Raw genomic sequence first — 13,173 nt, 5'->3', positions numbered from 1 at the left:
TCACCACACGTGCGTGTAGCTGATTTTCAGCACAGCGCCTGCCGCCGGAAGGCGGCTGGTGTTGTTGTTGCTTCTGAGAAGTTGGCTGTAGAGTGGGTAGTAGTGGCGATTGAACAAGTTTTCAATTCCGAATGAAAGCCGGTTCTTTGAATCGATCTTCCATTGGCTGATCAGGTCCACTGTGGTGTAGCCCTGGGTGTCGTAGCGGCCGAAACTCGTTTTCCCGTCCAAGCGGTAATCCCTGGATGCGTAGGAAGTAGCCTGAACCCGATGGCTCCAACGCGCATTCGGCCTGTATTCCACATACGCCGTCAGTTTGAGGGGAGGAATTCTGAAGCCGGTCATGCTTTGGTAGTTGCTCGCGGTCTGCAGCAGTTCGCGGCCTTTCATCCAGGTGAGAGTGCCCCCAAGGCTCCAGCGATCGTCTGTGCTGAAGTAATCCAGGCCGGCTTCCAGTCCGTGAATCTTTTCTTTGGTGCGCAGCAGCGTAAGCCCATTATTGAAGCTTTGAACGGCTCCCAGATTGGATTGAGATTGGAAGACGCTCAGGTTCGCCTGGACGTTGTTGAATTTGCCGCGCCAACCGAGTTCAAAAGTGTTGGTCTTGATGGGTTGAAGATTGGAGTTGCCTATGTCAAATCCAAGTGTGGCGTTGCGCACCACGACTCCAATATCCGGCAATTCGAAGCCTTGACTGTAGGAAGCATAGAACTCCTGGCGTTTGACAGGCGTGAACACGGTACCCAGGTTAAACGTCGAAGAGCCATACTTGACCGTACCTCCCGCAATAGACTGTGGAGTAGCCAACTTCGACTGAGAGAGCGGCGTGAAGTCATTGAAACGCGCTTCTGCCCGGTCATAGCGCGCACCGCCTTCGAGAGACCATTTTTCGTTGAATTTATGCTGCAACTGCGCAAAGCCGCCAAAACTGCTGGTGGTAATGGGCGGCATGTAGATCAAGCGGCCAGTCTTGTTGAAGACGAGGCCACCGCTGGCGTCGTATGCCTTGGGGTCGAACACGTCAATGGGCATGTCCGTGCGCTCATGGTTGAAGTCAGCACCCCAGATGAGCAAGGTTTTCTTCTCTTGCCCCATTGGAGTCTTGATGGTGAGCCGGCCGCCAAATACTTTTGAGTTCTGCATGGCCTGATCGATATTGGCGCCACGCACGGGAACCGCACGCGCATCGAAAGGCGAGAACCGGGTGAAAAAATCCCGGTAATAGAGTTGCGCGGCGAGCTTGCTTCCTCCGATGTCCCGGTTCTCATAGTCCAGGCCAAGCAAAGTGTTCTTGATCTGATTCTGATCTGAAAGCACCAGCCCTTCTATAGGGCGGGCTGCAGCGGTGCCAGGCGGCAAGCGGGCCACGGAGGGATCAGAGGCGTAGCGAGTGTCCTGATTGGCGTTGTAGTGACTGGCGGAGAGCTGCAGCCGCTGGTTGGCATCGATCTTGAGGCCCACTTTTGCGGAAGCGTTGTAGACATTGGAGTCGAACAAATCGCCCTGGCTGGGCTCCGGTGCAATACGATCGCCCTTGGCATCGAATGAGCCGCCAATTCGCCGACCACCCACGCTGAACGAGTAGTCGAGCTTGTCGTTTCCACCGGAGAGATAGTGCTGCACTTCACCGCCAAGGCCCGAACCTCCCAGCCTGGAGAGTGGGCTTAGGCCGGTCACGGTGGTTTCGGCCTTGGCCTCGCCTGAGGGTCTCTTCGTTTGAATGGCAATGATGCCGCCTGCTGCGCCACTGCCGTAGATGGCGCTGCTGCCACGCAACACTTCTAACTGCTCAATATCTGCAGGGTTGATGTTAGCCAGATTCCGGGATGAATCACGGTTGGTGTTGAGAGGAATGCCATCTATCAGCACCAGCATGTTGCGGCCGCGAAGCGTCTGCCCATAGTCGGTGATGGTATGGCTGGAATCCGCCATACCTGGAACCACTTTGCTGAGCATGGTGGCAAGACTGTCTGAACCTTGCCTGAGCTGCTGAATCTCCTCGGCCTCCAAAACGGTGACCTGCCTTGTGGGGGCTGTCAGGTTGTTCTGCGTACGCGCAGTAACCGTTACTGTGGCCAGTTGTTGCACTTCACCCGCTTCGGTGATTGAGTTCGAATCGTCCACAGCGACTTTGGATGCGGGTATGGCCCTCAGCCCATATCCGCCGCCGCTCAAGGGGATAGCTTGCAGGCCCGTGCCTGCCAGCAGCGCGACCAAGCCGCTGGCTACATTGAATTCGCCCTTCAATCCCGGGCTGGCTTTGCCTTGGGTCAGGCTGCTCGACGCCGCGAGATGAATACCGGCTTCAGCCGAAAATTGCGTGAGTGCGAATGGGAGTGGTCCGGACGGAATATCATAGGTCCGTACGGTCGACGGAGCGGTCTGCGCATGTGCGGGAGACGTTATTGCCAGAAATGAACCGCTTGCCAGTGCTATGTGCAGGGCAGTTGTAATAGGCCGCAAGGCAAAGGCAATGCAGGATTGAGAACCACGAAGCATGGTGTTGGTCTTGATCAAGAAATGTGGAGAAATGGCGAGCGCCTCATTTCCTGCTTCGATCTGGCTGCCTGCTATACGGTGGCTGTCGCTCTTGGATGTGGCCCTCTCTCACTAGGTAAATCAGCCCAGATAAAAAAAGCGGAACCATTTCTGCAATTTTTTCAAACTTTCCTGAAGATGGTTTCTTTGCCAACGTTTTTCATCTGGTGATGGGCTAGTGACGAGACTGGCAGGCGGTAGCGCGGGAGCGTCAAGTGAAAAAGAGATGCTGCTCGGGAGCCGCATCAACACGGGTTCACAACGGTTCCAAAGTGACCCACCACGGCAGCGTGCGACGCACCCGCAATGTGGCGGCATGTGCCAGAAGATTCAGTGTGGTGTTTACATCGTGCAGAGGAAACGAACCAAATACCCGCTGCTGTGCAACGGCGGGGTCCACACCAATGTGCTGGTGCGTGTAGCGGCGCAGTTCTTCCACCACTTCGATCAGAGGGATGTCCAGCGCCACCAGAGCGCCGCGACTCCACGCGGCACCTGATTGGTCGGTAGATGTCAGTGGCCTGATGCCTTGCGCGTTGAAGCGCGTTTGTTGACCTGCGCCAATCGTTTTGACATCACCGCTCGCGGCGGTACGTATTTCAACCGCTCCTTGATACACCGCAAGCACGGTTTGCTCGTTGTCTTGCCGGACTGTAAAGCGGGTTCCAAGGGCACGCAACCGGCCCTGAGGTGTCTCAACGATGAACGGGCGCTTGAAGTCATCCGCAGCGGTGTCGACGAGGAATTCTCCAGTCAACAGCTGCAAGCGCCGGAAGTCGGCGCTGTATTGTTGATTGAATGCGCTGGCGGTGTTGAGCCAGACGCGGGTGCCGTCGGGTAACTGAATCTCGCGTATTTCGCCTACACCCGTGCGGTGATCGGCTCCCAAAGCCAGTACCCAGGGGCCTGGTGAACTGCGCCAACCCATCCAGCCCAGCGCACTCGCGCTGGTGGCCACCACCACCCCGGTGAGCACATGGCGGCGGCGCCAGGTGCGGGTGTTGGCAGAGTGAAGGTTCTCTGCGGTCAAATGGGGGTCCGGGGTGTCCTGCAGCGGTGCCAATACACGCTGACTGACTGTTTCCACATAGCTCCAGGCTTGGCGATGTTCCGGATTGGTTACTAACCAAGCTTTCCAGCGTGCCCGGTCGTTGGCTGTTTCTTCGCCCGAAATCAGCAATGCGTACCAATCGGCCGCTTGCTGCATGGCGACATGGGAAGGCGTGTTCATCAGGCGCGGATCACGAGTCCTGAAGCAGGCCGGTTACCGTTTGGCTGGCTTGTGCCTGCATGCAACGGAGCATGACCTGCGCTACGTACTTACGCACCATCCGCGTGGAAACGCCCAGGTCTGCGGCCACTTCCTGGGCGCTCATTTCGCACACAGAGGATAGAAGAAAAGCCCTGGCAGCCTTGGGCGGCGCGCCTAGCAGAAGTGTGCCAATTTCGTGTAACGCTTCCAGCACAATGGCTTGCCGTTCTGCAGAGGGGGCGAAGGCCAACGGATAGCCGGCCAGAGTATCCAGCCAGGCTTGCTCGATTTCGCGCCTATGCCAGAGGTTGATGCACATCCCTTGAGCCATGGTGCGCAGATACCCACGCGCCTCTCCCTCGCTGGCAAACCCCCGTGGAGCTGGCTTAACGATCAGCCGCAAGAAAGCGTCGTGCGCGAGATCGGCTGCATCTGCAGCGCTGCCCAGGCGTTTGCGCAACCATCCCAGCAACCAGCTGTGATGATCGAGATAGAGTGTTTGCACGTCAGTGTGCAAGGGGAGGGGGGCGGCAACCATGAATATAAATAGGAATGGTTCTTATTTATGTCTGGAGTGTACTCTTCTGGCGGAAGCTGCCCGGAACAGTCTCCCGCAAGCCCAGCAAACTGGCATTCCTTCTGTTGCGGTCTGCTACCCCTGGGAGGGTGTTTTCTAATACCGTGGAGTGATCTCGAATTGAACCCACCCCTGGGGGTGGGGCGCTGTAGCACTTAACTTCCTAGACTGATACCAGTCATACAGTTGGATTTAAGAGCAATGAGAACTTTCACTACAGCAAGCAGGTGGATACACCGGGCCAAACGCGTTGCCGCCAGTATGGCGGCAACTGCCGCGTTCTGCGCGGTATCGCTGCCAGCGCAAGCGGCCATTATTTATGGGCCGGCGGGTCTACAGGCCAATAGCGCAAGCAACGCTCCTAACGTCTCAACAGCCGGGGTCAGCGCTGACTTCAATAATGACGGCTACCCCGACTTGGCTGTTCTCAATGAAAACACCTCGCAGTTGCTTATATATCACGGAACGCCCATTGGCGGCATGGCGCTCACGCGTGACTTCAATAGCCTGGTGTTCGGTTTGCAAGCACCTAGGAGCATTTCTTCCGGTGATGTGGATGGAGATGGCAAGATTGACCTAGTTATTACTGATTCTCTGGGGATTTCAGTATTAAAAGGATCGGGTAACAATAACGGTGATTTCAATGCATTTGTTATTCAAAGACCTCCTCTTGCGGATGCAGATACTGGTGCCTTTAATGCGAGCCTTGCCGATCTCAACCACGACGGGAAATTGGATATTGTTGTTGGCGTGCATGAGGCAGGTAACTTTGGTGGAACGGACTATTTTGAAGTTTTGCAAAATGTGGGGTTAGGAAACTTCATATTGATCGGGCAATATGAAGTGACTAGCAGTGGGTATGCTGCTCGCTCCTCCATAAGAACATCACATTTGGCTGATATTGATGGTGATGGAAAAGTTGATCTGGTCTTTCGTGGAAGCTACGAAGGAACGAATATTTCATGGCTAAAAGGATTGGGGAATGGAGGTTTTTTACCGCAAGCAGATTTGCTTGGAGTAGGTACTGGTGCCACCGACCTCGAGGATATTGAGGTAGCTGATATAGACGGTGATGGAAAAATGGATATATTGATGCAGAATTCCTACGGCCAAGGCGTATGGATGGCCAAGGGTGTTGGAAATGGTATTTTCTTGCCCTCCATAAAACTTTATGCTACAGGGCTATCTGGTGGCGGCGAACGTGATATGGGACGGATCATCATTGCCGATGTAAATGGCGATGGTCGGCTGGACGTTATTTCCGATGGCAATGTAGGGCTGCAGCAAGCCAACCACAGCTTTGTGTTAAACGAGCATGTTGGTTACTCGGTCACCCGCATGCTCGCTGCCATTGATGTCAACCGTGATGGTCGTGCTGATCTGGTGACATCAGGCCCTGGTGCCGGGAAAATTGCTGTTTTTAAAACGATTGCCCTCGCTGCTGCGTCAGTCGGGACTACCGGCACGCCGCAGAGCACGGTTTTCAACACCAGTTTTGCGCAACCCTTGACGATCAAGGTGCTCGACAGCAATGGCGTAGGTGTGCCTGGCATGGCAGTGAGCATTACCCCGGTGAATCCGGGACCCAGCCTGCCTGTCGCGTCTACCGGTTCGGGCACCACCAATGCGCAAGGTATTTTTAGCTATACCCCAGTGGCCAATGGCGTGATGGGTTGCTATGAGATGAAGGGAACCATTGGCGTGCTGGGCAATATGCCGATCTTTGATTTGTGCAACACCAACACGAATAGTCTGGCGGTGACTGCAGGCAACAACCAAACTACCCTGGTCAATACGGCCTTTGGCACGCAGTTGCAAGTGCGGCTGACCGACGCTGCGGACGATCCGAAGGCCGGTGTCGCGGTGACGTTTGGCGGCCCCAGCGTACCGTCACGTGTGGTGCTTTCTTCGTCCACAGCGGTCACCGATGCGAACGGTTTCGCGGCGGTCACGGCCACAGCCACAGGCATGTCTGGTGCCTACACCGTTAGTGCCACAGCGCCTGGCACGACGGGAGCGTCGTTCAAGCTGTCGAACTCCGCCCCCGCTGGAGCCGCTGCCGCGATTGATTTTGACGTGTCCACACCGCAGTGGGCGTACGTCACCCAGCCGTTTTCCGGACCCATCACCGCACATGTGCAAGATTTTTTTGGCAATCCGGTGCAAGGCGCCACGGTTATTTTTGCCATCACACCTGATGCCGCATCGGGTGCCACGGCGAGTTTCTCCGCACTGACAGCGGTGACCAACTCAGCAGGGGACGCCCAGGTGAGCGCGACAGCCAACGGGTTTGTGGGCACCTATTCTGTCAAAGCCAGTGTGCAAGGCAGTGCGCTGGTCAGCCCCCAAAGCCATCTGCTGAGAAACATTGCGGATCTGCCCAAGTTCATGACAGCTGCGAGTGGCACACCCCAAAGCACGCCAATTAACACCACTTTTGGCCAGAAACTGCGCGTGAAGGTCACGGGGTGGGATGGCAGTGTTACGCCCCAAGTCCGTGTCTATTTCCTTGCATCTGGCGGGGCGGTGTTGTCTAGCGAAAGCGCACTGGCCGATGCCAATGGCTTCGCGGAAGTCACGGCCACCGCCGATGGAACGGTGGGGTCGTATCAAGTCAGTGCCGTGGTGTATGAGACTGTGCTTGAGGAACCTATTACACAAACCTTCGACCTGACTAACACTGATGGTTTTTCCCCGCCCGGCGGCCCCGGTAGCCTGGTGCCGGTGCCGGCGAACAGCCCTCTGGCTCTGCTAGGCCTGACGTTGGCAATCCTGGCCTTCGTCCGACGCAGAGGAGGGCACTGACCCTTAGGAGTTTCACCTTTTTTCTGCCGGTGAATACTTATCCCTACCCCTTGGGGTGGGGCGGAGAGTGCAGTGGATGTGGTAGGTTGTTACAAAGTGCGTTAACAACCTAGTGATTCACACCATGTCTCTTTCTCGAGTTCAGCAACAAGCCCTGGCGCGCGTGCAGCACATGGCTTGCTTGGATTTCAACGGTCCGCAGCTGATCGAGGCTTTGTTGCATGAGCTGCATCATCTGATCGTTTTTGACACGGGGGGTTATTTCTACCCTGGCAGCGAGGGCGTGCTGGATGCCTACATCGAACCTTCGTTGGCGCGCGATGTAATGCACACCTACTTCGACCCGCAGATCATGGCCAGCGAGCGCAAGGTGATCCGCCGTAGTGCGCACGACTTTGCAGCGGCGGTGCGTGGAGACCATGGGCCGCAGGTGATGGAGCAGCTCATCACCGTGCCGATTGGGGAGCTGTTGCGCAGCGATTTTTACAACTTGGCGTTGCGTCCGGCCGAGCTGCTGGACTGCCTGAGTCTGGTGCTGCGTACGCCACAGGGCGCAGGTGTTGGGGCGCTCAAGCTGTATCGCGGACCGCAGGCACCGCGATTCGGCCCGGACGACGTCGCCATGATGGCGGAGCTGGAGCCCTGGCTGGCGCGTGTTCTACAGCTCGGCGAGGTGGATACGGACGATAGCGTGGTGCATGACCACGCGATGCTGGTGGCATCCCCGCAGGGACAGCTCCTGTGGACGTCGCCCGAGGCCGACCGGTTGCTGGCTCTGGCCTTCGAGCCGCGCTGGTATCGGCGCGGTGAGTTGCCCCCTGCGTTGCAGGCGCTGCAGCGTTGCCTGGAGTACACCTGCCAGGGCGCTAGTCTCCCGAAACCGCCCCAACTGGATCTGCACAATGCCAGTGGGACCTTCTCGCTGCGTGCCACGCTGATGGAGTCGGCCGCAGGCCAGGGCCGGGCGGTGTGTATAGAAATCACACAGCGCGTGCCGCGCGTGACCAAATTGCTGCCCGCACTGCGCGCCCTGGGCCTGCCGCAGCGTCAGCATGAGATCGCCTATTGGTTGGTGCGAGGCTTGCCTGAGGAGCAGATTGCCGCGCGCATGGGTATTAGTGCGAATACGGCCACCTACCATCGCCGGCAGGTGTACACACGGCTAGGGGTGCAGAATCGGCAGGAACTACAGGCGTTCTTGTTTGCACCGCAGAGATGCAGCACCTAGTCCCATCACCCATGGCACGCTCCCAAATTCATCAGCAGGCGATCGAGCGCTTACAGCTAATGGCCTGCCTGGATTTCAGTGGGCAGGCACTCATTGAGCCAGTGCTTCACGAGTTGCACCGCCTGATCGGCTTCGATACGGGCGTTTACTTCTATCCCGATGCCAGCGGGGCTCTGGATGCGTACATAGAGCCTTCAGTCGCACGTGAGTGGATGCACCGCTATTTTGATCCGCAGATGGCTGCGCTGGAACATGAGGTCGTCAACTACAGCTCGCACGACTTCGCCTCCGCCGTGCGGCACGAGCATGGGGTATTGGAGATGGAGCAGCTCATCTCCGTGCCCAGGAGCGTATTCATTGGCAGCGATTTCTACAACCAGGTGGCGCGACCTTCGGAGCTGCAGGACTTTCTAAGCTTGGTGCTGCGCACGCCGCAGGGGCAGGGCGTGGGCTCGCTCAAGCTATGCCGAAAACCCGGCGCGCCGCGCTTCACACCCGTGGATATTGCTCTGCTGGCCGGGCTTGAGCCCTGGCTGGCGCGCATCCTGCAGTCCGGAGAGCGCGATACCCAGGAAAGCGTGGTGCACGACAACGCTATGTTGGTGGCTACCCCGCAGGGTCGGCTGCTATGGTCGTCGCCTCAGGCCGACCGACTGATGGCGCTAGCCTTCGGACTCCGCTGGTACCGCCGCAGCGAACTGCCTCCTGCGTTGCAGGAACTGCTGATGCGGCTCCAATCGGTACAGCAGCCCGCGGTCAAAAGCTTGAGAAATCCATCCCCCGCATTGCCAGAACTGCAGCTGTACAACGCCAGCGGCGCCTTCACGGTGCGCTCCACGCAGATGGCCGACGCCACTGGCGAGGGCCGGGCAGTGGGCATCCACATCACGCAGCGGGTGCCGCGTGTGGCGCATTTGCTCTCCGGGCTGCGTGCGCTGGGGTTGCCGCAACGCCAGCATGAGCTGGCCTACTGGCTGGTGCAAGGCCTGTCCGAGGAGCAGATCGCTACGCGCATGGGCATTAGCTCCAATACCGCGACTTATCACCGGCGGCAGATCTATACGCGAGTGGGAGTGAAGACCCGCAAGGAATTTCAGAGGCTGCTGTTCTCGCCTTAGATGGGCACGGTTGTCCGCTACCATCGCCAGATGATTAAGTGTGCTTCACGCTGGCTTGAATGACCTATTTGCTATGGTCAATGCCCGCGCTCGTCATGGTTCTGGCCATTTGCAGCGGTCGCGTCAGCATGACCAGCTCCGCTGTACTCGGTCTGTTGTCAGCCATTCCCATCGCGGCGATCACTGGGCCGACGGCTTTCGGAATCGATCAATTGATCCATGCGCTCGCGCGCGGACTCTGGATTGGCGCCACGATAGCGCCTTACATCCTGGGTGGGCTTTTCTTCTGGCGAATCGCAGCGCATAACCGGAATCCAGCAAGCGGGGAGGGACCGGCAGCTCTGAACGAATCCCCCCTGGCAAGGCGTCGTAGGCTGTTCTTCGCCTGCTTCCTGGTGGGACCATTCGCTGAGGCAGCCACTGGCTTTGGGGCCGGAATGCTGGGCACTGTGACCTTGATTCGTCCCATGGGCTTCGCTCCCCGGTATCTCATGGTCTTTGCGCTGCTGAGCCAAACGATGATTCCCTGGGGTGCCATGGGCAGTGGAACCCTGCTGGCGGCTGCCTATGCTCGCATTCCGGCCTCAGAGCTAGGGCTTTACTTGATGCTGCCCGTTAGCTTGTTCATGCTGATATGGCTGCCGTTGTTCTGGCGGACCATGCGCGCCGCAGGCTGGGAGGTAGCAAAAGGCGAATGCATCCGTGAAGCTGCATGGATTGCCACAGGCTTGGTGTTATTGGCTTTTGCCACCTGGCATCTCGGGCCAGAAACGGCTCTTCTTGCCGCCTATGGCCCTTTGATTTTGCTGCGTTACTTGATCGATGAAAAGCCTGACGTGGCCCGGGCCAGGAAGACCGCATTACGAGCCATGCCGTATGTGACGCTGATCAGCGCACTGGTACTGACTCGTTTGCTGCCAGGTTTGAAGGATGTACTTGGCAGCTTCTTCAGGGTCGCACCGTTTGTGGACCTCCCCGCGTGGTCCCCTCTTTTTCACGCCGGCTCCTGGCTATTGGTCGGTGGGGTTGCCACCGCATTGATCCGCAGGCAGAGCCAGCTCATCCCTCTGGAAGCTACTGCAGCATGGGCGACAGGCAAACATGCGGTGTTGACCGTGTTCCTGTTTGCCATGATGGCGGAAGTCTTGTCAGCGGCAGGCATCTCGGGGGCCAGTGCACAGGCTATGTTTGCTGCTCTGCATGAAAAGGCCATTCTGGTCACACCGTTGGTCTCCAGTGCGTTCGGTATTCTGACCAACAGCGGCAACGCGCCCAACAGCCTGTTCATGCCATCACAACTCGCTCTGGCTGCCCAGGCCAGTCTGAGCGTGCCCGCCGTCGCCGCATTGCAGCATGTCTCAGGCACTGCGATGAGTATCTTCTCTCCTGTTCGGATGACCATTGCCGCAGGCCTCGCGCACGGAATCGGTCAGGAGCGTCTGGTCTACAAGACCTTGCTTCCTTATGCTGCTTGTTGTCTTGCCGTGCTCATGCTGGGGGCGGTGTACATAGCGCTTTTCACCTGATGCCTTTTTCGCACCGGAGTCATTTCTTCAACTCAGCAGTCCGACGACTTGCTCCAAGCGCACTTGGGCGCGCCTTCATTCAGAGGTGGAAGTCGCCTGCAGCTTCCGGCTGGTAGAGCACCTTGTCGATCTGAATGCGGCGGGTCCGGTCTGAAACTCGCCAGTCGATCGCATCGCCTTCCTTGTAGCCCAGGATGGCGGTGCCAACTCCAGAGCAAACCGAAAGCTTTTCGGTGCTGCCATCTGCATCTTGCGGGTAGACCAGGTCCACTTCCATTCTTTCGTCATCCAGATGTAGAACTGCCCTGGAATTCATGGTGACCACGTCTCGCGCGACTCGCCGCGGATCCACGACGATGGCTCGCTCAACTTCATGCTCCAGATCAACGATCTGCGGTCCTTGCTCTAGCGCAAGCAATTGGCCGAGCCGGGCTTTGTCGATTTCCGTGATGTAAATGCCAGAAGATCCGTCCGCAGTGCTTTCTCGCAAGAGTCGAAGATAGCGCTCTGAATGAATAGAAAAAGCCTTCAAGGTGGGCGTTTCGCTCTCAAGCACAAAGCCAGAGTGCAGGAAAGCCGTTAGCGAACGGGCGTTATCTGCGTGGATCTTGGCGATCAGCTTTTCTGCCCGCATGTCGAAGAAGGCGAGCTTCATGCCTTCGCGAATGGCGCTGGCGCCCAGTTTGCGGCCCCAGTTGTTCCTGTCGCCTATGACAAGGACCATTTCACAGTCCGAGCCGCTCTTGACGAGGCGGACAAAGCCGACCGGTACGTCATGCCGGTCGTAGGCCATGAAGAAACGGCCGCCCTGGTTGAACAGATGAGTCAGGATCGGCAATTGGACCCGACCAATGACTTGTTCAATGAACCGGGAGACATGACGCGAATCGCTCAGATAGCGGGTGACGCCCTCGTCCTCCAGCCAGTCCATTAACGTGAGCGCGTGGGTCCGAGTGATCTCTGGACACAGGGAAATAAAGGGCTTGCTCATCTTCACCACCTTTGGTTGCAAGAATGAAAGCCTTTCACAGCCGCTGCCATGACGGTTCTTTCGTCAGAACAGTGATTTTAAGGCAGTGCGGTGCATGGCCTGCTTTGGTCCGATAAGAGGGTGTTCGGCGTGTTCCCGCTGGGGACACCAAAATTATCGGCTTCTTATCGCCAACAGTGCAATTCCCATCACTCCAACGCCCGCGAGTTGAATGGTGTCCAGAGTTCTGCCGTAGATAACCCAATCCAACAGCACAGCGCTCAATGGGTACACATACTGCAATACGGCTATCCTGCCCAACGTCAAGCGAGTCATGCCTGCAAACAAAATTGCATAGGCCAGGCCGGTATGCAAGATACCTAGACCCGCCAGCCAGGCCCACGTGGAAGGCTCATGGGGCCATCCGTAGATGAGGGGAGCCCACGCCAACACCACCACGCCTACCGCGCACTGCCACCAGGCCATGGCGAAAGAGCTGACCACTTTCTCGCGCTTGGCCAGGATGGTCACGGCGGCATAGCTTAATGAGCCACCCAGGCAGAGGAGCAAGCCGACGACGTAGTCCTGGCCAGACCTTGCCTCAATGGAGTTGTTGTCCCAGAGCCCTGTGGTGAGGACAAGACCACTCAGCGCCACCACGGTGGCAAGCCGTTGCCGCGTGGGCACGGTTTCATGCAGGACCACTGCGCTATAGACAATGAGCCACACCGGTTGTATGTGGAACACGATGGTGGCCATGCCGATTGATGTTAGAGGAATGGCCGCAAAGAACAGTGCCCAGTTGAGGATCATGAAGCCGCCGGTGGCCAGCACAATCCACCGGCTTTTTCCTCGGATACGGAGTTCCGACGTCCGGCCTGTCGCAAGGCCCCAAGCCAGCAAAGCCAACGCGCCGAATGCGCAGCGGAACCAGACAGTGATCAGAGGGGGCTGGTTGGCTTCTTCTGCAAATACACCTACGGTGCCCAGTAGCAACCCGCCAGCGATGAGCAGCCATTGGCCCTGCCTCTGCCGGTGATGGCTTTCTACAAGCTTGTCTGCTAGAGGGAGCGCGGTCCCCTGAACTTGGTTCTGCATACCAAGATGTTCCTGTGACGGGGAGGTTTGGTAAAGCAAATAAATCGTAGATGTATTATTC

At 57.5% G+C, this 13,173-nt stretch carries 9 protein-coding genes; 4 read left to right on the top strand and 5 right to left on the bottom strand.

Going from position 1 to position 13,173, the window contains the following annotated elements; translation table 11 throughout:
- The 3 genes from ABIE13_RS09415 to ABIE13_RS09405 form a co-directional block, all read right to left on the bottom strand.
- Window positions 1-2,499: a TonB-dependent receptor gene (locus tag ABIE13_RS09415; protein ID WP_354442873.1), complete on the bottom strand. Its 2,499-nt coding sequence runs from the start codon at window positions 2,497-2,499 to the stop codon at window positions 1-3.
- Between the two features lie 295 nt (window positions 2,500-2,794).
- Window positions 2,795-3,769: a FecR domain-containing protein gene (locus tag ABIE13_RS09410; protein WP_354442872.1), complete on the bottom strand. Its 975-nt coding sequence runs from the start codon at window positions 3,767-3,769 to the stop codon at window positions 2,795-2,797.
- A 10-nt stretch (window positions 3,770-3,779) separates the two neighbouring features.
- On the bottom strand, window positions 3,780-4,328 hold the full coding sequence (locus ABIE13_RS09405; RefSeq protein ID WP_354442871.1) for a sigma-70 family RNA polymerase sigma factor: 549 nt from the start codon (window positions 4,326-4,328) through the stop codon (window positions 3,780-3,782).
- A gap of 240 nt (window positions 4,329-4,568) precedes the next feature.
- Here ABIE13_RS09405 and ABIE13_RS09400 point away from each other — a divergent pair, with 240 nt between their 5' ends.
- From ABIE13_RS09400 to ABIE13_RS09385, 4 genes are all read left to right on the top strand, one after another.
- Window positions 4,569-7,172, top strand: coding sequence for an FG-GAP-like repeat-containing protein (locus ABIE13_RS09400; RefSeq protein WP_354442870.1), 2,604 nt, complete (start codon window positions 4,569-4,571; stop codon window positions 7,170-7,172).
- Window positions 7,173-7,296: 124 nt separating this feature from the next.
- A complete protein-coding gene (locus ABIE13_RS09395; RefSeq protein ID WP_354442869.1) occupies window positions 7,297-8,400 on the top strand; it encodes a helix-turn-helix transcriptional regulator in 1,104 nt (367 codons plus the stop codon).
- 11 nt (window positions 8,401-8,411) lie between these two features.
- Window positions 8,412-9,518: a helix-turn-helix transcriptional regulator gene (locus ABIE13_RS09390; RefSeq protein WP_354442868.1), complete on the top strand. Its 1,107-nt coding sequence runs from the start codon at window positions 8,412-8,414 to the stop codon at window positions 9,516-9,518.
- Window positions 9,519-9,577: 59 nt separating this feature from the next.
- The gene (locus ABIE13_RS09385) at window positions 9,578-11,044 is read left to right on the top strand and encodes a hypothetical protein (protein WP_354442867.1); all 1,467 of its coding nucleotides are present in this window, start codon (window positions 9,578-9,580) and stop codon (window positions 11,042-11,044) included.
- A 79-nt stretch (window positions 11,045-11,123) separates the two neighbouring features.
- Here ABIE13_RS09385 and ABIE13_RS09380 read toward each other — a convergent pair whose 3' ends face one another.
- Window positions 11,124-12,035: a bifunctional GNAT family N-acetyltransferase/nucleoside diphosphate kinase regulator gene (locus ABIE13_RS09380; protein WP_354442866.1), complete on the bottom strand. Its 912-nt coding sequence runs from the start codon at window positions 12,033-12,035 to the stop codon at window positions 11,124-11,126.
- 153 nt (window positions 12,036-12,188) lie between these two features.
- Window positions 12,189-13,112: a DMT family transporter gene (locus ABIE13_RS09375; RefSeq protein WP_354442865.1), complete on the bottom strand. Its 924-nt coding sequence runs from the start codon at window positions 13,110-13,112 to the stop codon at window positions 12,189-12,191.
- Window positions 13,113-13,173 lie beyond the last annotated feature (61 nt).

The sequence above is a fragment of the Ottowia thiooxydans genome (assembly GCF_040548795.1).
Lineage (GTDB): Bacteria > Pseudomonadota > Gammaproteobacteria > Burkholderiales > Burkholderiaceae_C > Ottowia > Ottowia thiooxydans_A.
The sequence above is the reverse complement of the archived record's forward strand: the minus strand, read 5'-3'. Positions and strand labels throughout refer to the sequence as shown.